22 protein-coding genes are annotated in these 21340 nt (G+C 43.0%); 13 read left to right on the top strand and 9 right to left on the bottom strand.

What is annotated here, in order from left to right:
• Positions 1-45 precede the first annotated feature (45 nt).
• The 3 genes from JS40_RS06850 to purK are packed head-to-tail and all read right to left on the bottom strand — an operon-like array spanning position 46 to position 3771.
• The gene (locus tag JS40_RS06850) at positions 46-2067 is read right to left on the bottom strand and encodes a M3 family metallopeptidase (protein WP_034259362.1); all 2022 of its coding nucleotides are present in this window, start codon (positions 2065-2067) and stop codon (positions 46-48) included.
• 52 nt (positions 2068-2119) lie between these two features.
• Positions 2120-2605 carry a 5-(carboxyamino)imidazole ribonucleotide mutase gene (gene purE / locus JS40_RS06845; protein WP_034259360.1) on the bottom strand — a complete coding sequence of 162 codons (486 nt, stop codon included), beginning with the start codon at positions 2603-2605 and terminating at the stop codon, positions 2120-2122.
• A gap of 8 nt (positions 2606-2613) precedes the next feature.
• Positions 2614-3771, bottom strand: coding sequence for a 5-(carboxyamino)imidazole ribonucleotide synthase (purK, locus tag JS40_RS06840; protein WP_034262193.1), 1158 nt, complete (start codon positions 3769-3771; stop codon positions 2614-2616).
• A 61-nt stretch (positions 3772-3832) separates the two neighbouring features.
• Between purK and JS40_RS06835 the strand changes: the two genes are divergently transcribed.
• The 6 genes from JS40_RS06835 (at position 3833) to JS40_RS06810 (ending at position 9403) form a co-directional block, all read left to right on the top strand.
• A complete protein-coding gene (locus tag JS40_RS06835) occupies positions 3833-4507 on the top strand; it encodes an adenylate kinase (RefSeq protein ID WP_233273946.1) in 675 nt (224 codons plus the stop codon).
• Between the two features lie 71 nt (positions 4508-4578).
• Positions 4579-5580, top strand: coding sequence for a GTPase ObgE (gene obgE / locus JS40_RS06830; protein ID WP_034259358.1), 1002 nt, complete (start codon positions 4579-4581; stop codon positions 5578-5580).
• Between the two features lie 72 nt (positions 5581-5652).
• A complete protein-coding gene (locus tag JS40_RS06825) occupies positions 5653-6177 on the top strand; it encodes a DUF4136 domain-containing protein (protein ID WP_034259356.1) in 525 nt (174 codons plus the stop codon).
• Between the two features lie 35 nt (positions 6178-6212).
• The gene (locus JS40_RS06820; RefSeq protein ID WP_034259354.1) at positions 6213-7178 is read left to right on the top strand and encodes a tetratricopeptide repeat protein; all 966 of its coding nucleotides are present in this window, start codon (positions 6213-6215) and stop codon (positions 7176-7178) included.
• Between the two features lie 134 nt (positions 7179-7312).
• A complete protein-coding gene (locus tag JS40_RS06815) occupies positions 7313-8665 on the top strand; it encodes a UDP-N-acetylmuramate--L-alanine ligase (protein WP_034259352.1) in 1353 nt (450 codons plus the stop codon).
• A 93-nt stretch (positions 8666-8758) separates the two neighbouring features.
• Positions 8759-9403, top strand: coding sequence for a hypothetical protein (locus tag JS40_RS06810; protein ID WP_152558149.1), 645 nt, complete (start codon positions 8759-8761; stop codon positions 9401-9403).
• A gap of 2 nt (positions 9404-9405) precedes the next feature.
• Here JS40_RS06810 and JS40_RS06805 read toward each other — a convergent pair whose 3' ends face one another.
• Together JS40_RS06805 and JS40_RS06800 are read right to left on the bottom strand one after the other, a co-directional pair.
• Entirely contained in the window at positions 9406-10002 is a 597-nt protein-coding gene (locus JS40_RS06805) for an FMN-binding negative transcriptional regulator (RefSeq protein ID WP_034259348.1), read from the bottom strand.
• 221 nt (positions 10003-10223) lie between these two features.
• Positions 10224-10673 carry a DUF1569 domain-containing protein gene (locus JS40_RS06800; protein WP_034259346.1) on the bottom strand — a complete coding sequence of 150 codons (450 nt, stop codon included), beginning with the start codon at positions 10671-10673 and terminating at the stop codon, positions 10224-10226.
• 149 nt (positions 10674-10822) lie between these two features.
• Between JS40_RS06800 and radC the strand changes: the two genes are divergently transcribed.
• The 6 genes from radC to JS40_RS14795 are packed head-to-tail and all read left to right on the top strand — an operon-like array spanning position 10823 to position 16292.
• Positions 10823-11521 carry a RadC family protein gene (gene radC, locus JS40_RS06795; RefSeq protein WP_034259343.1) on the top strand — a complete coding sequence of 233 codons (699 nt, stop codon included), beginning with the start codon at positions 10823-10825 and terminating at the stop codon, positions 11519-11521.
• Positions 11522-12820, top strand: a complete 1299-nt coding sequence (locus JS40_RS06790) for a DUF7033 domain-containing protein (protein ID WP_051957518.1) — start codon at positions 11522-11524, stop codon at positions 12818-12820. It abuts the gene before it with no gap.
• Positions 12813-13502 carry a YjjG family noncanonical pyrimidine nucleotidase gene (locus tag JS40_RS06785; protein ID WP_034259342.1) on the top strand — a complete coding sequence of 230 codons (690 nt, stop codon included), beginning with the start codon at positions 12813-12815 and terminating at the stop codon, positions 13500-13502. The genes JS40_RS06790 and JS40_RS06785 overlap by 8 nt, the downstream gene beginning before the upstream one ends.
• A gap of 51 nt (positions 13503-13553) precedes the next feature.
• A complete protein-coding gene (locus JS40_RS14800) occupies positions 13554-14099 on the top strand; it encodes a hypothetical protein (protein ID WP_051957517.1) in 546 nt (181 codons plus the stop codon).
• Between the two features lie 4 nt (positions 14100-14103).
• Positions 14104-15519, top strand: a complete 1416-nt coding sequence (locus tag JS40_RS06775) for a DUF5723 family protein (protein ID WP_034259341.1) — start codon at positions 14104-14106, stop codon at positions 15517-15519.
• Positions 15516-16292 (top strand): hypothetical protein, encoded by a 777-nt coding sequence (locus JS40_RS14795; protein WP_051957516.1) that lies wholly within the window; start codon positions 15516-15518, stop codon positions 16290-16292. Before JS40_RS06775 ends, JS40_RS14795 begins: the two co-directional genes overlap by 4 nt.
• Positions 16293-16304: 12 nt before the next feature.
• On the opposite strand, the gene JS40_RS06765 is transcribed toward JS40_RS14795, so the two are convergent.
• Entirely contained in the window at positions 16305-17582 is a 1278-nt protein-coding gene (locus tag JS40_RS06765) for a replication-associated recombination protein A (RefSeq protein WP_034259339.1), read from the bottom strand.
• Positions 17583-17673: 91 nt separating this feature from the next.
• On the opposite strand from JS40_RS06765, the gene JS40_RS06760 reads away from it, so the two are divergent.
• Positions 17674-18426 carry a rhomboid family intramembrane serine protease gene (locus tag JS40_RS06760; protein WP_034259337.1) on the top strand — a complete coding sequence of 251 codons (753 nt, stop codon included), beginning with the start codon at positions 17674-17676 and terminating at the stop codon, positions 18424-18426.
• On the opposite strand, the gene rlmB is transcribed toward JS40_RS06760, so the two are convergent.
• The 3 genes from rlmB to JS40_RS06745 form a co-directional block, all read right to left on the bottom strand.
• Positions 18423-19166 (bottom strand): 23S rRNA (guanosine(2251)-2'-O)-methyltransferase RlmB, encoded by a 744-nt coding sequence (gene rlmB / locus JS40_RS06755; protein WP_034259335.1) that lies wholly within the window; start codon positions 19164-19166, stop codon positions 18423-18425. The two genes, JS40_RS06760 and rlmB, sit on opposite strands and share 4 nt — an antisense overlap.
• Positions 19167-19232: 66 nt before the next feature.
• Entirely contained in the window at positions 19233-19775 is a 543-nt protein-coding gene (locus tag JS40_RS06750) for a hypothetical protein (protein ID WP_034259333.1), read from the bottom strand.
• An 11-nt stretch (positions 19776-19786) separates the two neighbouring features.
• On the bottom strand, positions 19787-21340 hold the full coding sequence (locus JS40_RS06745) for a SusD/RagB family nutrient-binding outer membrane lipoprotein (RefSeq protein WP_034259332.1): 1554 nt from the start codon (positions 21338-21340) through the stop codon (positions 19787-19789).

Below are 21340 nucleotides of genomic sequence, written 5' to 3'. Positions count from 1 at the left end.
TAGTTTTACCAAAAATAGAAAAGTTTCGCTAAGTAATTGAAACTATTAACGTTCTATTAATCCGGCCCGCTTGAGCAGGGCTTCAGGGTCGGGTTCCTGCCCTCTGAATTTAACATATAATTCCATGGGATCCTGCGTGCCTCCTTGGGAAAGGATAAATTCCTTAAATTTATTCGCGATGGTTTTACTGAAAATGCCTTCTTGCTGAAAATACGCAAAGGCATCGGCATCCAACACTTCGGCCCATTTGTAACTATAATACCCGGCAGAGTACCCACCCTGAAAGATATGTGAAAAGGAAGTGCTCATGCAATTCTCCGGAACGTCGGGATATAATTTTGTGAGCGCGAAAGCGCCTTTTTCGAATGCTTTAACATCTTTAACGTGGGAAGGATCACTGCCATGCCATGCCATATCCAGCATGCCAAAACTTAATTGGCGCAAGGTCTGCATACCTTCGTGAAACGTAGCCGATTCTTTGATCTTTTCAATATAGGTCATCGGGATCACTTTGCCGGTTTCGTAATGGGTAGCGAACAGTTCGAGGGTTTCTTTTTCGTAACACCAGTTTTCCAGAATCTGGCTGGGTAATTCCACGAAATCCCAGTAAACACTCGTCCCGGACAGTCCTTTGTACCGTGTGTTCGCCAACATGCCATGAAGGGCATGTCCAAACTCATGAAAGAGCGTTGTCACTTCGTTAAATGTTAGGAGGGAAGGTTTGCTGGAGGTAGGTTTTGTAAAATTACATACAATCGAAACATGGGGTCTTTCGTTCACGCCATCACGAATCTCTTGAGATTTGTACGAGGTCATCCATGCGCCTCCTCGTTTTCCAGGTCTAGGATGGAAATCGGCGTAGAAAATTGCAACCGGCTCATTGTTGTTGTCTGTAACACGATAGGTCTTTACATCCGGATGATAGACGTCTATATCGTCAATAGGGTTAAACTGTAGGTCGTAGAGCCTTTCTGCCACGGTAAACACACCATTGATCACATTCTTTAGTTCAAAATAAGGTTTTAATTTTTCATCGTCAAGATTAAAACGCTCCTGCTTTAGTTTTTCGGCATAATAGGCACCATCCCATTTCTGTAATTTGTCAATCCCGTCCCGTTCCTTTGCGAATGTTTCTAATTCACTAAACTCTCTTAAGGCAGCCGGTTTGGCCTTTTCCAGAAGTTCAAGGAGGAAGGACTGTACCTTTTTGGGTGTCTCTGCCATCCGTTCTTCAAGTACAAAATGTGCGTGTGATTTATAGCCCAGAAGTTGTGCTCTTTGATGGCGAAGATTTACGATGGTCAGCACGTTTAACTGATTGTCCAGTTTATCATTGTGAAATCCTTTCGCTCCAAAAGCGATGGCCAGTTCTTTTCGAAGTTCGCGCTTATCGGCATACATCATAAAGGGAATGTAACTGGGGTAATCCAAGGTAATGACCCAGCCGTCTATTCCTTTTTCGGAGGCTGTTTGAGCCGCTGCTTCTTTAGCCCCGTCGGGAAGTCCGGAAAGGTCTTCTTCATTTGTGATTACCAGCTGAAACTTGTTGGTTTCGGCCAAGACGTTTTCTCCAAAAGTTAGTTTCAGCTTAGCAAGGTCTGCATCGATCTTACGAAGGGTTTCTTTGTCTTTTTCTGAAAGGTTGGCCCCGTTGCGTGAAAAACTTTTGTACTGCTTATCCAAGAGCATTTGTTGCTCGGCATCGAGCCCTAACGAGTCTTTTTCTTCATATACGGCCTTCACTCTTTCAAATAAGGGTTTATTGAGTAAAAGATCGTTATTGAAATTAGAAAGGAGCGGTGAGACTTCCTGAGCGATCTTCTGAATATCGTCGTTCGTTTCTGCGCTATTCAGATTAAAAAAAATGCTGGTCACCCTATCCAACTGCCGTCCCGAATCCTCAAGCGCTTCCACCGTATTCTCAAAAGTGGGTGGCATTGGATTAGTTGCAATGGTTTCGATCTCCGACTTCGTTTTTTTGATCAATTCCTCAATGGCAGGAAGGAAGTGCTCATTCTTGATCTTTGAAAAAGGAGCTGTGTCGAAAGGGTGTAGTAGGGGATTCATGTAATATGATGTGTATTAAAATAAATAGAGAAGGAGGAAGTCCATGGTATGTTTATGGATTTATTTTCTTGGCACCTTCTTCAACTTTTAGTCTTAAACCTTCTTTGTAGGCGAGGACCTTGTCGAGCATACAACTGTCGCCGGAAGCGATGATCTGAGCCGCTAGGATACCTGCATTCTTAGCGCCGTTGAGGGCAACTGTCGCAACAGGAACGCCGCCCGGCATTTGAAGAATAGACAAGATAGAATCCCAGCCGTCGATTGAGTTGCTCGACTTAACCGGAACACCAATAACGGGTAGTGGCGAAAGTGATGCGATCATACCCGGAAGATGGGCTGCACCACCGGCGCCTGCAATAATCACGGCGATACCCCGTGTATGGGCATTTTTTCCATAGTTGAAGAGTTTATCGGGGGTGCGGTGTGCCGAAACGATATCAACCTCTACTTCTACGTCAAATCCTTTAAGGATGTCGATCGCTTCCTGCATGACCGGCATATCGCTGGTACTTCCCATAATGATTCCTACTTTACTCATATCTGTAATTATTTGCTAATAACGTTAATAGTTTTCTTAACTTCTTCGGCGACCAGTCTCGCTTTGCTGAGGTTTTCATCGACTATAGTCACGTGGCCCATTTTTCGAAACGGACGCGTCTCTTTTTTACCATAGATATGCGGTGTAACCCCTTCCATGGCTAAGATAGATTCTATATTTTGGTATTGTACCTCGCCGGTATGACCTTCTGCGCCTACTAAGTTCACCATCACTCCCCCCACCTTGCTGTCGGTCCTGCCTAACGGAAGGTCCAAGATAGCACGAAGATGCTGCTCAAACTGATTGGTATAAGAGGATTCGATGGTGTGATGTCCGCTGTTGTGAGGACGTGGTGCCACCTCATTGACCAGAATATCATCGTCTTCGGTCTGGAATAGTTCTACCGCTAACAGTCCTACGTGCTGGAACGCCTCGGAAACGTGGGTGGCAACGGTTCTTGCTCTGGCCGCTACAGTTTCGTCGATACGGGCCGGGCAGATCACGTATTCTACTTGGTTGGCTTCCGGATGGAATTCCATTTCGACCACCGGATAGGTAGTTACAGCACCCGAAACATTGCGCGCTACGATCACGGCAAGTTCATTCTTGAAGGGCACCAGTTTTTCAGCGATGCAGGCAGTGTCCGGCAAGGGAATAACTGCTTCGGCATCTCTAATGATGCTCACCCCTTTTCCGTCGTAGCCGCCTGTGCAACTTTTCCAAACGAACGGAAAATGCAATTCCTTTCGGACGATCGCTTCATTGAGTTGGTTCTTGTTGTCGTAGACTATAAAGGGAGCGGTGGGTATCTTATGGTCTTTGTAAAACTGCTTCTGAATCCCTTTATTTTGAATGTTTTTTAGAGTTTCAGAAGAAGGAAACACTTTTTTTCCTTCTTTTTCGAGTGCGGCCAAGGCATCAACATTCACATTTTCGATCTCGAATGTGAGTACATCGGTCTTTTTTCCGAAGCGGTACACCGTATCGTAATCCATGAGATCCCCTTGTTCAAAATGGTCGCAGGCAATACGGCAAGGCGCCTGAGCACTGGGATCAAGGACATGGGTTTTAATATCGAACTTGCGCGTTTCGTAGAGCATCATTTTGCCCAATTGGCCGCCGCCAAGAATTCCTAAAGTGAAGTCTGAAGAAAAAAAGTCTGTCATAAAGGTTTCTTTGCACAAAGGTACAATCTTCTTTGCAATTGTTATCTTTGCACTTTTAATTATGTGGCGATTTTTATCATCATTATTCAATCGTAAACAGAACCCTTCAGAAGGAGCGCCCATAACAGCCATTTCAGAAGGAAACGAAAGATCAAAAACGAATATGAAGAATATAGTATTGTTTGGCCCACCGGGGGCAGGAAAAGGAACACAAGCTGAAATTTTAAAGCAGAAATACCAACTCGTACATATTTCTACAGGTGATGTATTTCGATATAATATAAAGAATGCGACCGAGCTGGGAACCTTGGCAAAATCGTACATGGATAAAGGACATCTGGTGCCGGATACGGTTACCATCGACATGTTAAAAGCCGAAGTGGAAAAGAACCCGCAGGCAAACGGTTTTATCTTCGACGGATTCCCACGAACCGCAGCACAGGCTGAAGCATTGTCTCACTTAATGGACGATATGAATTCACAGATCAACGCCATGGTCGCTCTGGAAGTAGACGACGAGATCCTGGTAGGACGCCTTTTGGAAAGAGGAAAGGTAAGTGGAAGGGCAGACGATGCCAATGAGGCCGTAATTCGCGAACGTATTGCAGAATATTATCGCAAGACCGATATTTTAAAGGAATATTATCAAAACCAAAACAAATACCACGGCGTAGACGGTGTGGGCAGTATTGAAGATATTACTGAACGTTTGAGTAAAGTAATTGATAAACTATAAACCGATAAACGTAAAATTCAAGAGTTGAGTCAAATAGTTCTTGAATGTTACCTTTTGTATTTAATACTTTTATGACCGAAGGCAATTTTGTAGACTACGTAAAGATCCACGTAACTTCCGGAAAAGGAGGAAAAGGAAGTGCGCATATGCGTAGAGAGAAATATCTGCCTAAAGGTGGCCCCGATGGTGGTGACGGCGGACGTGGAGGTCATGTGATCATTCGAGCCGATAAGAATCTATGGACCTTATATCATTTAAAGTTCAAGCGTCATTTTCGGGCAGGACACGGGGAATCCGGAGGTAAACAAACTAGCACAGGTGCCGATGGGGAAGATGTCTATGTCGATGTGCCTTTGGGAACGGTTATTCGAGATACCGCCACACAAGACATACTTTTTGAACTTACCGAAGACGGGGAAGAGCGTATTATTGCCAAAGGAGGTAAAGGAGGTCTGGGGAATGACCACTTTAAAAGTGCGACCCGGCAGACACCCCGATATGCACAACCGGGGCTGGAAGGCGAAGAAATGGATATCACCTTAGAGATGAAGGTTCTGGCCGATGTAGGGCTGGTAGGGTTTCCCAATGCTGGAAAATCTACCTTGTTGTCGGTCGTGACCGCTGCCAAACCCAAAATCGCCAATTACGAATTCACTACGCTGAAACCGAATCTGGGCATTGTAAAGTATCGTGACTATCAAACCTTTGTCATGGCCGATATTCCGGGGATTATTGAAGGTGCTGCCGAAGGAAAAGGACTGGGGCATTATTTTCTGCGTCATATTGAACGTAATTCTACGTTGCTCTTTTTGATTCCCGCCGACGCTAAGGATATTAAAGAACAGTATGAGATCCTACTGGACGAGTTGCGACGTTACAACCCCGAATTGCTGGATAAACAACGCCTGGTCGCTATCTCCAAAAGTGATATGCTGGATGAAGAACTAAAGACCGAGATGAAGGCTTTGCTGGATAAGGAGTTTAAAGGCATTCCCTATCTTTTTATTTCTTCGGTGGCGCAACAAGGCTTAATAGAACTCAAAGACAAATTGTGGGCGATGCTTAATGCCTAGGACAGGGGAATTTTAACCCTTTGTTAAAAACTCTTGGCTGGATTTTTGCGTACTTTTATTGAAAGATTTGCCATGAGAAACCTATTTCTTTGTTTTTTTGCCCTATTGCTAATGTCCTGCGGTGCCGCAGTTGCAATAGATTACGACAAAAAAGCAGATTTCAGTTCCTATAAGACCTACGCTTTTTACCCTACTATCGATTCTGGCTTAAACGATCTTGATGATAATCGAATAATGAAGGCTGTCGACAGCGTACTGGCACAGCGACCAAACTTTAAAAAAACAGAAGATCCCCAACTCTTGATCAATTTTTTTGCGAAAGAATACCTCTCAAATTCAAGGAATACGATAGGTATAGGTGTTGGCGGAGGAGGCGGTAATGTAGGAGTGGGTGTAAGTGGCGGCATTCCTATAGGAGGCAAAGAAGTAAATCAAACACTTACCATCGATTTTATTGACGCTCAAACAGATCAACTGGTATGGCAGGCCGTTGTGGATGGTTCCTTCAAAGAAAGAGCGACACCTGCCCAAAAAGAGAGCTATTATTACACGGTGATCTCTAAGGCACTTAAAAAGTTTCCTCCTAAGGAGAATTAATTCCATACGCAATCCATTTTTATATAATGTTAACAATGAAAAATTTCATTTCCTTCTTAATCCTTTGTAGTGTTCTCACGCCGGCAATCCATGCCCAAGATACTTACTCCCAGGCCGAAAACTACTTTAAGCAGGAAAAATTCAGTAAAGCACAACCTATTTTCGAGCGATACCTCAAGGAACATCCGGACCATCGTAAAACGCAAGAATACCTGGGAGACATTGCGGGATATAAGAAAGACTGGGATACGGCCATGGAATACTACAAGTCGCTGGTAGATGCAGACCAAAAGAGTGCTAATTACCATTTTAAATACGGTGGCGCCATGGGGATGAAGGCTCTTGAGATAAGCCGAATCCGGGCAGTAACGTATATTGGAGATATAAAATACCATTTTGAGGAAGCGGCTAAATTGGATCCCAACCATATAGAAGTGCGTTGGGCTCTTGTGGAATTTTACATACAGTTACCCGGCATTATTGGCGGAAGTGAGCGGAAGGCCATAAAGTATGCAAACGAGCTCGCCCGAATTTCGCCTGTAGATGGCTTCTTGGCCAATGGCTACGTGGCCGAATACAGCGATCGTCCCAAAGACGCAGAACGTTTCTACAAAAAGGCCATTGAGGTGGGTGGGTCTGAACATACGTATGAGAAGCTCGCCAACTACTACGAAAAGAACAACCAGCCTAAGGAGGCGTTAGAAACGACCTCCCGCTCGTTGCAGGTCCACAAACGCAATCAGTTGAACTATCAAATTGGCAAGATAGCGGCTCAATACAATCTCGATGCAGAACTCGGCATTAACAGTTTACAGGCATATATCAAGAATCACTCTGCCAAAGACGGTGTTCCCAAGGACTGGGCCTACTATCGATTGGCACAGATCTACAAAAATTTGGGAAAAAAAGCAACGGCCCTGCAATGGATAGACAAAGCATTGGCCGAGCGACCCAATTTTGAAGAAGCCAAAAAAGAGAAAGAACGTATTCTGGCCTTGTAAATTTTTTTGGGCAATCCCTTACTTTAAGTAAAAGTAAGGGCGCGCTTTTGGCTGTAGTTTTGCTGTGCAAAAGCTACCTGCCGCAATCGCTATTGCGATTTAGAATATATATCTTTACAAAAAAAATAGAGCGAATGCGCATACATTTTATAGCCATAGGCGGTAGTGCCATGCACAATTTGGCAATGGCCCTGCATGATAAAGGAGATCAGGTAACAGGGAGTGATGATGAAATATTCGAACCCTCCAAGGGTCGATTGGCAAATCGCGGACTTCTTCCTCAAACCTATGGATGGTTTCCTGAAAAGATTACTAAGGAACTGGACGCCGTAATCCTTGGAATGCATGCCAAGAACGATAATCCGGAGTTACTTCGTGCCAAGGAATTAGGCATAAAGATCTACAGTTATCCGGAGTTTCTCTATGAGCAGTCTAAGCACAAAACCCGTGTAGTTATTGGAGGTTCGCACGGAAAGACCACCATTACGTCCATGATCCTACACGTACTTCAATATCACCACAAAGAGGTCGATTATATGGTGGGAGCTCAGCTGGAAGGTTTCGACGTCATGGTAAAACTTACAGATGACAACGATTTCATTGTACTGGAAGGAGATGAGTATCTATCCTCACCCATCGATCGCCGTCCAAAGTTCCATTTGTATAAACCCAACATTGCCTTGCTTAGTGGCATTGCATGGGACCATATTAATGTCTTTCCAACATTTGAGAATTATGTGGAGCAGTTCGATGTTTTCCTGGAGCAGATCACAGACGGAGGAGCAATCATTTACAATGAAGAAGACCCTGAGGTAAAAAAAGTAGTGGGTCGCACCGCCAGTCTTATAAAAAAGTACCCTTACCGTACGCCTTCGTATACCATCGAAAACGGCCAAACGCTTCTCGAAACCCCCGAAGGACCTATGCCTATAGAGATCTTTGGAAAACACAACCTAAACAATCTGGAAGGCGCCCGATGGATCTGTCAGTTGATGGGGGTGGATGCTAATGATTTTTATGAAGCCATCGCCACTTTTGGCGGAGCGAGTAAACGACTAGAGAAAATTGCCGAAAGTGGCACTGCAGTGGCTTATAAGGATTTCGCCCATTCGCCCAGTAAGGTAAAGGCAACTACACAGGCTGTAAAGGATCAATACCCCGATAGAAAACTAATAGCCTGTTTAGAGTTACACACCTACAGCAGTTTAAACCCCGAATTTTTAAAGGAATATCAAGGTGCCCTGGATGCGGCAGACAGTGCCGTGGTGTTTTATTCACCGCACGCAGTGATGATAAAGAAACTGGAAGAGATAAAAGGGGAACAGATCGATGAAGCTTTTGGACGGGATGATCTTATGGTCTTCACAAATCCCGCCGATTTCAAGACGTACTTGTATTCACAGGACTTTCAAAATACTGCGCTTCTACTTATGAGCAGCGGTAATTACGGAGGTCTGGATTTTAATGAAGTAAAGACATATTTTTAAAGAATACAATAAATTGATTCTTACTTCCGTTAAAAAAGGACTAACCGTACCGCCTATAATAGAGTTCTACCTAACCATTAAACCTTAAAAATTATGCTAAGAATATCGTGTTTTTTAGTAGTGCTACTATCTTTATTCACGTCATGCAAAGATGATGATTCCTCGGTAGAGCAATCAGATACGGAAAATTTTTATGCCTTAAAAATTGGCAATACTTGGACCTATAATTATTTCAGCAGAATTGGAGACTCAAACGATTTTGAAAATTTAAATGTAACAGAAGAGGTAGAGATCACAGGTACCACAACCGAAAACTCAGAAACATATTTTGTTTTTACGAGTACAACAACCGGGGATACTACCAATTGTCCCTTATGTCCTGACGAAGGTGTTACCAATCAAAAATTGAGAGACTCTCTTGGGTTTCTCGTAGATGAAACAGGAACGATCTACTATTCCAGAGAAAGTGTAAGTGACTATTTAATAGATGAATATGATTGGGGGAATGTCTACGGCGTTTTACAACCGGAGGACTTTTCGATAGAAGTCCCGGCGGGACAGTTTACTTGTTTAAATAATGAGTTGTATGCCATATTAAATGATGGAACTACTTCCCAAGGACGCGATGAGATCTACTATTCAGAAGGTATAGGTTATGTTTTTAGAAAATCTTCAACCGTTAATAACCCACAACATATTTTGGAAAAGCGACTTATGAGCTATGAACTGATAGAGTAGCTTTAGTGATATATACTATCAATAAATCCGGCAGCACTTTCGCCGGATTTTTTTATAAGTGCTTCTTTGGCATTCTGTTGATCGGCTTCGATCTTATCCTGCGATAATTTAAATTTTCCCTCCCACTTTGTAATAGTAATTGCAAAAGCTTGAATGTAATTCACGGCGCGGTCCATCCGTTCATTGTCCCGTTCTAAAATAAAACGTTGTTGGGGACCTTCTAAAAACTTAGTCATAGCGATCATGGTCTCTTTAGCGGCTTCAGGGTCGTTGATCAAACTCACGGTACCCGTTATATGGGCGATGATGTAATTCCACGTGGGTAATTGCTCTGTTGTATAGATGCTGGGAGATATATAGGCATCAGGACCCCGAAAGACAACGGTAACCTCGGCACCCTCTTTAAGGGTTTCAACCTGCGGATTGTATTTATCAATATGAGCGATCAACGCACCGCTTGCCTGATTATAGATGATTGGGATATGAGTAATAAAAGGCTTGCTTTCGAGTGCAGAAACGAGCATTCCCAAAGGATACGCCCGAATAAGGGCGATCATTTTTTGAATATCGGTAGATTGATGATAAGGCGGCGGATACATGACAAGGTTTTCTATTCAAATTAAAATTAAAAATACAACTACGCTTTGTATGCTATACTGTTTACGATAATATTTAAAATATTTAAAGAAAAATTTTTTATAGCAGGAATCAATTATTGATAGGCCCCTAACAAAGCGGTCGCTGCACACCTCTCTAAAGTACAATCCCCAATTTGGCATAAACGACAGTTTAGGAGCTTGTACCCGTTTCAGTCGGGTCCTCAAACACCAAATTGGCGTAAGTGATGGTCAAGATGTTTGTATTGCATTTGCCCCCACTGTGCGTTGGTGAAATGACCAAATCCGGGATGCGGTTTCCATGATTCACGGTTGCGTTCAGCATAATATTCGGCCATAAGGTCCAACAGATATTGCTTTTCCTTGTCAAAATCCTTGGGCGCCGTCACTACAAATTCTTTTGCCGTCCGCAAATTCTTCTTCCAGGGTTTATCATTGTACAGCAGCGGTTTAAAGCTTTTGATCATCAACTTCATTAAAATATTGGGCTTTTTAATGGTCGTTTTTTCAAGCGGGATCTCAAAAGGTTTTTGTGAATGGTGCAACATTTGAGCTGCATCCATACTGCCCCATTGGCGTTCTGACGAAGGACTTAATTTTTCAATGCGTGAGAGGAGTTCATTATAAGCATCTTCTTCAAATATTGATTTCATCGATTAAAAATTTAGTGAATAGGAAAGGTACGAACAAAATTTTAGTTTTATATCTTTGAAATACTTCAGCCTTCTATATACTAGTTGGTAACAACTCCCCGATACTATTTTTATTCAAATCGTATTCATTTTTCAGAAACGAATAAAATATGGGGAAAACGTCATCACCATTTTCGATAAAACATTGGAGTGAAAAGGACCGACCACGGGAAAAATTACTTCAAAGGGGGCATGCTGTTTTAAGTGATGCCGAGTTACTTGCGATCCTTATTGGATCGGGAAGTCGCAATGAAAGTGCCGTAGCGCTCTGTAAACGTATATTGGCGTCGACAGCGAACAACTTGAACGAACTGGGTAAGCTGGAATTAAGCGATCTCTTGCAGTTCAAGGGGATTGGAGAAGCAAAAGCTGTTACCATCTTGGCAGCCCTAGAATTAGGACGCCGTCGTCGTATGGGAGAAGCACTTCAAAAAAAGAAGATAAATTCCAGTACTTCGGTTTTTGAACTGATGCAACCCATCATTTCAGAACTTCCCCATGAGGAGTTCTGGATCATTTATTTGAACAATGCCAACAAGGTCTTACAGACCGCTCAATTGAGCAAAGGAGGTATTACAGGGACCTTGGTGGATGTGCGGTTGGCCTTTAAGAATGCCTTGCAGCTGGGAGCTGTAGCACTTATACTAGCACATAATCATCCGTCAGGGACGCTACACCCAAGTCAGGCCGATAAGGATTTGACCCAGAAACTCAAAAAAGCAGGAGAAAGTTTGGACATTAAGGTATTGGACCACCTTATAATTACCGAAAAAGCGTACTTTAGCTTTGCAGACGAAAACCTTCTATAAGTGTCCATATTATTAGTTTACACCCAAAAGGTCACACCCAGGATCACCTACATCTTTAAGCATATTTGTACCAGAATCCTAGGGTTGGAGGTGAATTTTACATCACAGATCGAAGATTTTATAGCTTTTGACGGAGCAAAACTATCGTATGGGAAACAACCCATGGGAAACGAACTTTTTATTCAAAGTCATGGTCTGCTCACACAGCAAGGTATCGACAGTGAGGAAATTACCGTAAAAGAATGGGAGGCGACCAAATGTTTTTTTGCAACAGGAGAAAAGAGCGACCTGCCGTTCGATATCTTTTCGGCCGGATTTTACCTGTTGAGCCGTTTTGAAGAATACCTCCCGCATGTAAAGGATGGAATGGGCCGTTACCCCGCCAACGAAAGTTTGGCGTTCAAAAACGGGTTTCTCTCTCAACCGGTAGTGGATATTTGGGCCTACAAGTTCAAAGCCGTACTCTTACAACAGTTTCCGAGCCTTATCTTTTCATTTAAGAGCATGACGGTTCACAATCTGGTAAAAGCGCGACAACCCTATGCGTATAATCAAAGGGGGGCGTTTCGCTCGTTGGTTGGCTACGGAAAGGACCTTTTAAAATTTAAAATGTCACGATTCTTAGAGAGGACACGGGTGATCTTGGGCCTACGGCAGGATCCCTTCGACACCTTCCAATGGCTTATTTCTGAAGCTCGAAAAAGCACGAATAAATTAACCGTATTCTTCTTGTTGGGCGAAGCCACCGTATTTGAAGAAAGCATCAATACCTACCGCCAGAAGTTCAAGATGTTGCTCAAGTATGTTTCAGATTATAAGGAGGTAGGTCTTATCTTTTCTTTTGAAGCATTGCAGGATTACGAGATGTTGCGCAGTGAGAAGAAACGCATCGAGAGCATCACCAACCGAAGCTTACAAAGCTCTATGAACGCCCAATATTTGGTAAATCTACCCGAATTGTACCGCAATCTGGTGGAACTGGAGGTGCAAAAGGATTTCACTATGGGCTATGAGAACGAACCGGGATTTCGAGCAGGTACTTGCACACCGTTCTTATTCTATGATCTGGACTACGAGATCAAAACACCTTTGATCGTTCACCCAATTACTGCGTCCACGAGATCGTTCAAAAATAAATATGCGTCCGATATCACAAAGAAGATAGACCAGTTGTGGGCTGCTGTAGCCGAGGTACACGGTACGTTTTCCATTGTTTTCACCAATAGAGATTTTACGCCAACGATCGGTAATACGATATGGCGTGAGCTATTCTCCAAAAAATTAAATCCAGATGCCTAATCCTTCCGTTACCGATATTTTCTTCGATCTTGACCATACGCTGTGGGATTTCGACCGTAACTCGATGCTGGCATTTCAACGGGTGTTCAAAAAACACAATATCGACATGGATGTGAAACATTTCGTAAAGATATATGAACCTATTAATTTTGAATACTGGAAACGTTTTCGGGAAGATCGAGTTACTAAAGAAGAATTGCGCCGTGGCAGGCTTACAGACACCTTCAATTCCTTTAAGATGCCTATGCCCTTGGAATTGATCGACCTAATGGCCGAGACCTACATTGTAGAACTACCTGTAGACAATCACTTGTTCGATGGGACCGAAGAAATTTTGGCGTATTTATCTGAAAGATATGTGCTTCATATCATCACCAACGGATTTCATACTGTACAGCATTTAAAACTCAAGAATAGTGGTATCGCTCCTTATTTTGAAACGGTCACCACTTCCGAAGAGGTAGGGTTAAAGAAGCCCCATCCTGTTATATTTCAAAAAGCACTCGAGAAAGCGGCTGTACAACCATCGGTGAGTCTCATGGTTGGCGATACGTTTGAAGCAGATATCTTGGGAGCCGAAGCTATTGGAATGCATACATTATTTTATAATTACCGAAATGAAGTGGTACCTCAAGGTTACAGAGCGATCCATCGCTTGCCGGAAATTAAAAAACATCTGTAATCATAATATTTACGTATTTATTACCGTTACTTACACGAACAATCCCCAGTCATGAAGAAGAACCTATTATTGCCGGTAGCGGCTGTATTTTTGAGTTTCCTGTTGTTTGCCTGTGTCAAGGACACCGATTTCGATCAGGCCGAGGATATTGCCCTTACACCTGTTGTTGAACTAGACCTTATCTATTTCAACCTAACAGCATCCCATTTTTTCGATTCTATCAATAACACCCCTGTACTCACCGTCACCGATACTACAGACATTCGCTTTCTGGACGACGCGCAAATTCAGGAAAGTTTACGAAGAGCCGAGTTCTATTTTAAATTCACCAATGGAATACCTAGAACGTTTCAGGTCGATTTTCAATTTTTAAGTGAAACCAACGACACGACCTACACCACACAAACCAATGTAATACAAGGAACCCCCCAAGATCCTGTTATTACAGAGTTTGAAGAAGTGGTCGAAGGGGATGATATCACACGGTTGACCGCAGCCTCCAAAGTGGTCGTATCGGTTACTATCCCGTCCTCCAACCAAACTTTGGAAGGCACCTTGAACCTACAATCTAAAACTACCTACTACCTGGAATTTTAATACAATGCGAGATCTAATAACATGTATCATCGCCTTATGGGCGTTCACGACTATTGCACAAAACAAGCAGCTTATCTATGGTGTTGAAGAGATTCCTCAATCCTTACTGCTCAATCCGGGAGGGAAAGCACCTCAAAGAATGCATTTTGGGATACCATTCTTGTCTCAGCTGCACGTTAACGGCGGTGCTTCAGGTGTTTCGGTCTATGATATTTTTGGGAAGTCTGATGTAGACATCAACACGCGCATACGTAACAAGATCTTTGAAATGGAGAACACAGATTTCTTTACCGCCACAGAGCAGTTGGAACTTATTAATTTTGGTTGGCGTGCTAAAAATGATATTTTCTTCTCCGGCGGAATCTATCAGGAGTTCGATTTTATTCTTTATTTCCCAAGAGACCTGGCAATCTTGGCATGGGAGGGAAATAGAGATTACTTGGACTATGAATTCGATCTGGGAGAGGTGAGTACCACAGGAGATTTTATGACTGTTTTTCATTTTGGTGCCAATAAGCAAATTACAGATAAACTCACTATAGGAGCCAGAGCTAAATTATATTCCAGTATGATTAGCTATCGCAGTACAAGCAACTCGGGTACCTTTGTCACTCGATTGGGAGATGGCAGTGTTAATATTTACGAACATACAGTACAAAATGCCAATGTTACGGTGGAGACCTCCGGAATCGCCTCTTTACGGGACCTGGACGGAGCTTCCCAAGTAACCAATGAGATATTGGGGAGAGCCTTTTTTGGAGGGAACATTGGACTGGGTATCGATCTGGGAGCAACTTACGACATTACCAATAATCTTACTGCCAGTGCAAGCGTCTTGGACCTTGGAACCATTTTCCATTCGAACGATGTGGAAACCTATCAGGCAAGCGGAACGTATACGCTTGATGGTATTGAACTTATTTTCCCGCCCTTGGCAGACGGACAAGGAACCTTGCCGTATTACGATGACCTTGAAGATGAGATCGAGCGGGAAATCCCAATAGACACCTTGACCAATTCGTACACCCAAATGCGTCCGTTAAAGCTAAATGGCGGACTCACCTATAAATTTGGGCGTATTGTTGGAAAAGGGAAAGAATGCGATTGCAGAAATCCCGGCGGGAGTATTGACAGGAATCAGTCTGTAGGGATACAGCTATACAGTATCTTTAGACCAAAGGCCCCTCAAACCGCGGCAACAGCTTTTTACTATAGACGGTTCACCGACTATCTTTCGGCGAAAGCAACTTATACGATAGATCCTTATTCCTCGTCAAATGTTGGTTTAGGACTGGTTGCAGACATTGGTAAATTCAACTTTTATATAGCTGCCGACAATTTGCTTCGGTACGGAAACCTTGCAAAGGCAAAAAGTATATCTTTGCAATTAGGGTTTAATATAAAATTTGACGAAGAATGAGACGATATGGCCTTCTTGTATTATTAACACTTTTATTTTGTATTGAGGGGAACGCTCAAAAAAACATTTCAGACTATCCATATGTCGTGGTTCCTGCTTTTTTTGAGTTTTTAAAAGAACCCGATCAATATCAAATGAACTCCCTTACAAAGTTTTTACTTAATAAAGAAGGACTCAATGCCGTTTTTGAAACGGAACTGCCCAACATTCCCCGTTGCGATGCGCTTTGGGCCGATGTAGAACTCTCTCCCGGATTTATCTGGACGCGAACTTATGTAATATTGAAGGATTGCAACGGAAATGAGGTGTATAGAAGTGGAGAGGGGCGAAGTAAGTTCAAAGAATATAAGAAAGCATTCCAGCATTCGCTTCGAAATGCTTTTGAAATATTCGACCCTAGTGCGGCTGTACTCGATACAGCTTCAGAAATAAGTACAACTCCTAAAACACTACCTGCTTCAGAAAAAGAAAAAGAAGCGCCAGAAAGCGTTACTGTGGTTTCTTCCGAAGCTGCACCAAAAATTGGAAGCAGCAATGCAACCTACGTGTATGGCGACTATACCTTGAAAGCGTTAGAGGGGGGCTATTCCATTCTCTACAAGAATGAGAAGATAGGCGAATTGGTCCCTACAGCACGGCCTAATAACTTTCTGGCCAAGACGAGTATGTTCAATGGGATTGGATATATCGTGGACCAGGGAATTATAATTGAGCGTGAAGTAGAAGGGATGGTAGAGCTGGTTCCCATGAAATTCGAAATGGTTAAGAACTAAAATACGAGGACCTCAATAGCCGTATTTGTCTTTCCAAAGTGATTTAAGGTAGCTTCGCAATGTGTTTTCTTTTGTGTTTGTACCCGGATCATAGAGCGTAGTACCCTTGATCTCCTCCGGCAAAAATTCATGAGCCACGAAGTTCCCTTCATAATTGTGTGCGTATTCGTAATTCTTACCATATCCCAGATCCTTCATTAGTTTTGTTGGTGCATTCCGAATGGAAAGAGGCACCGACAGGTCTCCGGTTTGTCGTACTAATTGCTGCGCTTGGTTTATAGCCGCATAAGAAGCATTGCTCTTTGGCGAGGTCGCTAAGTAAATGGTACACTGACTCAAAATAATACGGGCTTCAGGATATCCTATGATATTTACCGACTGAAATGCAGTATTTGCCAAAACAAGCGCCGTTGGATTGGCATTCCCAATATCTTCAGAAGCCAGGATCACAAGACGCCGCGCAATAAACTTCACATCCTCACCGCCTTCTATCATTCGGGCCAACCAATACACAGCTGCGTTGGGATCACTGCCCCGAATGGACTTTATAAAAGCCGAAATGATATCGTAATGTTGTTCTCCCGTTTTATCATACAGCACCGTATTCTTTTGCACTTTTTGCTGTACCATCTCGTTGGTCACCACGATGGGTTCACGCTCTTCTGAAAGTACTACAAGTTCAAGAATGTTGAGCAGTTTACGAGCATCTCCGCCCGATAAACGAATAATAGCCTCTGTTTCCTGCAGTTCAATCTTTTTTTGGACAAGTAGCGTGTCTTTTTCAATTGCGCGCTTTAAAAGAGCCTCCAGGTCGTTTTTGCTGAAAGCTTCCAGCACATAGACTTGACATCGCGATAATAACGCGGGGATGACCTCAAAGCTTGGGTTCTCGGTAGTGGCACCAATAAGTGTGATCCATCCCTTCTCTACGGCCCCTAGTAACGAATCCTGTTGCGATTTGCTAAATCGATGTATCTCATCGATAAATAGAATGGGGTTTTTGGTCGAGAATAAGGTATCACTTTTCTTTGCTTTTTCAATGACTTCCCGAACGGCTGCTACCCCACTGTCTACCGCACTTAACGTATAGAAGGGTCTGTCGGTTTGTTGGGCGATGATCGAAGCAAGTGTGGTTTTGCCTGTTCCCGGAGGTCCCCAAAAGATGATGGACGAGAGCATGCCGGAGGTCAATTGAGCGCGTAATGCTCCTTTGGGGCCAATTAAATGCTGTTGGCTCAAATAGTCTTCTAAAGATTTCGGTCGGATGCGTTCTGCCAGTGGTGCACTCATAGGGCAGTAAAATTACAATTTTTATACTTTCGCGAACCTGACAATTTATCATACATTTGAGGAAGGGAGCATTTTTTGAATAGGGAAGAATATGGCGACAAAGAATCAATTGTATTTTTCGAACGAAGTGATTGGATATCCCATTCTCTTTGTGGGTATTCTTTGGATCGTGTTTTGGGCCGAGATGCGCTTTGGATGGAATTTTAACTTTTTGGGGATCTTTCCCCAACGTTTGGAAGGATTACGCGGGGTTGTTTTTGGTCCCATGGTGCACAGCAGCCTAAAGCACCTATTTAATAATTCAGTCCCGTTATTAGTGCTTACTACGGCGCTGTTTTATTTTTACCGAAGTATCCGCTGGAAGGTGCTGGTTTTCGGTTTATTGATTACGGGGGTACTTACATGGCTTATTGGCAGACCAGCCTTACACATAGGAGCGAGTGGTGTAGTTTATATGTTGGCAGCATTCCTGTTTTTTAAAGGTGTATTCTCAAAGCAATTTCAGCTCACAGCCTTAGCCTTTATCGTTGTTTTTCTCTACGGAAGCTTACTCTGGTATGTGTTTCCCATAGATCCGAAGATCTCATGGGAAGGTCATCTTTCAGGTTTTGCCGTGGGGATCGTTTTTGCTTTCTTGTTCAAAGAACACCCCATTACCAATAAAAAATACGAGTGGGAGCAGCAAGACTACAACGAAGAAGATGATCCTTTTTTAAAACATTTTGATGAGAACGGTAATTTTATTGAGCAGCTTCCCGAGGAAGAAGAGCCTTTGGAAGAGTCGCCACGTATTACTGTGCGTTATACACTTCGGAAGGATGCTTCCAAGGATACCGACGTTTAGTTGCCCATTCGCTGGCGGACCACTTCATACAAAAAAGCGCCGCAAGCCACCGAAACATTCAAAGAATTGATCTCTCCCAACACCGGCAATGAAGCATTTTCATCCACCAGTTGCAATACAGATTTTGAGACCCCTTTCCCTTCAGACCCCAAAATGAGCGCAAGAGGCTTGTTGAGTTCCAAGGCATACAGGCTCTTTTGCGTCTTCTCCGTAGCGGCTACCGTAGTAATGCCGGAGCCTTGAAGGTAAAAGATGGCGTCTTTAATGTGGTCTACCTTACAAATAGGAATATTGAAAATAGCACCCGCAGATGTTTTTACGGTATCGCCGCTTACGGGCGCTCCGCCTTTTTTCTGAATGATCACGGCATCCACACCGGTACATTCTGCAGTTCTAAGGATAGCTCCAAAATTTCTAACATCACTTATTTGATCGAGAACCAAGAATAAAGGGATTTTTTCAGAGGCAAGCACTGCTTCTACGATCGTTTCCAATTCGTGAAATGCGATAGGGGAGGTGACGGCCACCACGCCTTGATGGTTCCCTCGTGTAAGTCTGTTAAGTTTTTCAACCGGAACGTGATTGATGGTGACGCCTTCCTTTTCGAGTGCGTTGACGATCTCTTCCAGTTTTGTATTGGGACTGTCTTTTTGAATGTAGACCTTGTCCAAAACAACCTCAGACTTTATTGCTTCTATAACTGGATAGATACCAAAAATGGTGCTTTCTTTTTTGCTCATAATAAAAAAATACCGCTGCTTGCTATGGTGCAAACAGCGGTACAAAATTAGGTAAATTTTATGGGCTTATTGGTTCAATGGCCACTCATAAAAATAAGCATGGCGTTCAAAGACCAAAAAATCTTCAAAATTAGAAGGATCATCCACAACGTGACCATCTGCATCCACACTGCGACCTCTAAAATACACACTTCCCGTTTCAAGATCTGTTACCGGAACACCTAAGGCTGTAGCCACATCTTGTTTCGTAAAGATCAATTCGGTAGGGAAGGAGGTAATGGTAGCTAACAACGCATCTGTTTCCAAAGGAGCAGTAGAATCATTACTATCAAAACCTACATATACCTCATGAGAGAGGATGTTTGGGTCCTGAGACCGGTATTCGATACGGACCTGATTTCCATTATCTTCTGCCACGAGGGTAAAGTCCCAGAAATTATTTCCTATGATCCCTTCAAGATCCTCGTTGCGATCTTGGATGGCGACATACGGATAATTGGACAGATCGTTAAAGATCGTATCGCCAAAAGGCGTTTCGTCGTTGTTGCAAGAAGAAAATGATACTCCTGCAAGAATCACACAAATGATTAAAAAACTAAATTTTTTCATATCGATAGATTTTAATAGTCAAGGTTAAACGTTGTGCCTTCAGCCCACCACACTTTCTCGCCTACTGAGGCTTTTTGTACTGCATCCGGATTGTTGTTGTTATTCACGTAAATCGCAGGATACAACATACTGTTGGTAAATGTTCCGGGATTGGGCACTACGGAAGGAGCAAGATCTGATGGATAACTCGTTCTGCGGAAGTTATTATAGATCTCTACACCATTCCCCCATGCAGATTTGTAATATTCGGTAATGATCACATCCAGTTTAGCCTCATTTCCTGAAGCAGCATTGTAGCGGGCAATAGCATCACTCACATAAGCGTCAACATCGGCTTGTGTGGGTTCAGGCGCACCTGAAGGTATTGCGAAGGATTGAAAGTTCATTACTTTGCTAATAGAGGCCCTAATACCATTTTCCATTGCAGTTAAAGCCGCACCACTATTATTATTAAGCATGAGCTGTGCTTCAGCAATAAGAAATTGAGTAAATGAGTTGGTCATGATAATAGAAGATCCGGCACCTGCAGCTCCTTGAGTGGCACTTGTTTGACCCGTACTTCCATCGTTATATTTTCCTCCTACGGGATACAATCCATGAACGGTAATGTCTCTAAATTCTGAAGCAACATTTGGTCCGGCATCTCCGTGTTCCCGACCAAAGATTTCTCCGTTTTGTAAGTAGAAATAATAATTAAAGCGAGGATCATCTTGCATTCTGCGAATAAAAGGTGCAGACATATAGATTCCGGCGCCACCTACATATTGCGACTGAAATAACGGATGTCTGCTTTCCGGTTCATCCTGAGTGTCTGAATAATTGAACTGAAAGTCCTGGTTGTTCTGGGAAATAAAATTTCCTCCACCTATTACTTGATTGGCTTGACTGGCTGCATTCGAATTGTTAAGTCTGGAATTTACCGCCAACTTAAGAAGGAGTGAATTCGCAAGTCGTTTCCAGTTGTCCATATTTCCTCCATAGAAAATATCAGAAGGTAGATCGACACTACCACCTGCGTCTATACGCTGGATAGCATTTAAAAGCAGTTCTCGAGCATCGGCATAGATCGCACTTCCTGCATCACGTCCCGGATTAAAGTTGTCGCTACCCTGTAACGCTTCAGAATAAGGAACGTCACCAAAAGTGTCGACCAAGGTAACAATTACATAGGCTTCCATGATCTGTGCCGCTGCGATAATATTATTTCCGTTAATATCTTCAGTTTCCAGTGCCAGTGCCAGTTCTTTCAGCTGTTTCGTTTCAATAAGACAGTTTGCATACGCATTGACCCAAACACCGTTAAATGAATCAGAGTCATACTGATTGGCGTAAAAAGGAGAATTCCGCATCAACTCCATACGTGTCACAGTTGCAACGTTGAATTGCAACCCTTGAAAGAAACTGTTGAATCCCAATTGGCTTGCATTGAACAAGAATTCAATATTCGCTTCGTCAGCACCAAGATTACTTGGGTCCTCGGTAAGATTCGTATCTATGGTTTCGCATGATACTGTAAACAGCGTTAGCAGTATTGCGATGATTTTTATGTGAATATATTTTTTCAT

Source organism: Altibacter lentus (assembly GCF_000746845.1).
GTDB lineage: Bacteria > Bacteroidota > Bacteroidia > Flavobacteriales > Flavobacteriaceae > Altibacter > Altibacter lentus.
Note: the sequence above shows the minus strand (reverse complement) of the source record. Positions and strands in the feature narration are given on the sequence as shown.

Coding starts and splice junctions, on each gene's coding strand:
- purK (WP_034262193.1), bottom strand. CDS start 3,771: ATGACAGACTTTTTTTCTTCAGACTTCACTTTAGGAATTCTTGGCGGC.
- JS40_RS14795 (WP_051957516.1), top strand. CDS start 15,516: ATGAGACGATATGGCCTTCTTGTATTATTAACACTTTTATTTTGTATT.
- JS40_RS14800 (WP_051957517.1), top strand. CDS start 13,554: ATGAAGAAGAACCTATTATTGCCGGTAGCGGCTGTATTTTTGAGTTTC.
- purE (WP_034259360.1), bottom strand. CDS start 2,605: ATGAGTAAAGTAGGAATCATTATGGGAAGTACCAGCGATATGCCGGTC.
- JS40_RS06805 (WP_034259348.1), bottom strand. CDS start 10,002: ATGTATCCGCCGCCTTATCATCAATCTACCGATATTCAAAAAATGATC.
- JS40_RS06815 (WP_034259352.1), top strand. CDS start 7,313: ATGCGCATACATTTTATAGCCATAGGCGGTAGTGCCATGCACAATTTG.
- JS40_RS06810 (WP_152558149.1), top strand. CDS start 8,759: ATGCTAAGAATATCGTGTTTTTTAGTAGTGCTACTATCTTTATTCACG.
- radC (WP_034259343.1), top strand. CDS start 10,823: ATGGGGAAAACGTCATCACCATTTTCGATAAAACATTGGAGTGAAAAG.
- JS40_RS06800 (WP_034259346.1), bottom strand. CDS start 10,673: ATGAAATCAATATTTGAAGAAGATGCTTATAATGAACTCCTCTCACGC.
- obgE (WP_034259358.1), top strand. CDS start 4,579: ATGACCGAAGGCAATTTTGTAGACTACGTAAAGATCCACGTAACTTCC.
- JS40_RS06765 (WP_034259339.1), bottom strand. CDS start 17,582: ATGAGTGCACCACTGGCAGAACGCATCCGACCGAAATCTTTAGAAGAC.
- rlmB (WP_034259335.1), bottom strand. CDS start 19,166: ATGAGCAAAAAAGAAAGCACCATTTTTGGTATCTATCCAGTTATAGAA.
- JS40_RS06825 (WP_034259356.1), top strand. CDS start 5,653: ATGAGAAACCTATTTCTTTGTTTTTTTGCCCTATTGCTAATGTCCTGC.
- JS40_RS06760 (WP_034259337.1), top strand. CDS start 17,674: ATGGCGACAAAGAATCAATTGTATTTTTCGAACGAAGTGATTGGATAT.
- JS40_RS06745 (WP_034259332.1), bottom strand. CDS start 21,340: ATGAAAAAATATATTCACATAAAAATCATCGCAATACTGCTAACGCTG.
- JS40_RS06820 (WP_034259354.1), top strand. CDS start 6,213: ATGAAAAATTTCATTTCCTTCTTAATCCTTTGTAGTGTTCTCACGCCG.
- JS40_RS06835 (WP_233273946.1), top strand. CDS start 3,833: ATGTGGCGATTTTTATCATCATTATTCAATCGTAAACAGAACCCTTCA.
- JS40_RS06785 (WP_034259342.1), top strand. CDS start 12,813: ATGCCTAATCCTTCCGTTACCGATATTTTCTTCGATCTTGACCATACG.
- JS40_RS06850 (WP_034259362.1), bottom strand. CDS start 2,067: ATGAATCCCCTACTACACCCTTTCGACACAGCTCCTTTTTCAAAGATC.
- JS40_RS06775 (WP_034259341.1), top strand. CDS start 14,104: ATGCGAGATCTAATAACATGTATCATCGCCTTATGGGCGTTCACGACT.
- JS40_RS06750 (WP_034259333.1), bottom strand. CDS start 19,775: ATGAAAAAATTTAGTTTTTTAATCATTTGTGTGATTCTTGCAGGAGTA.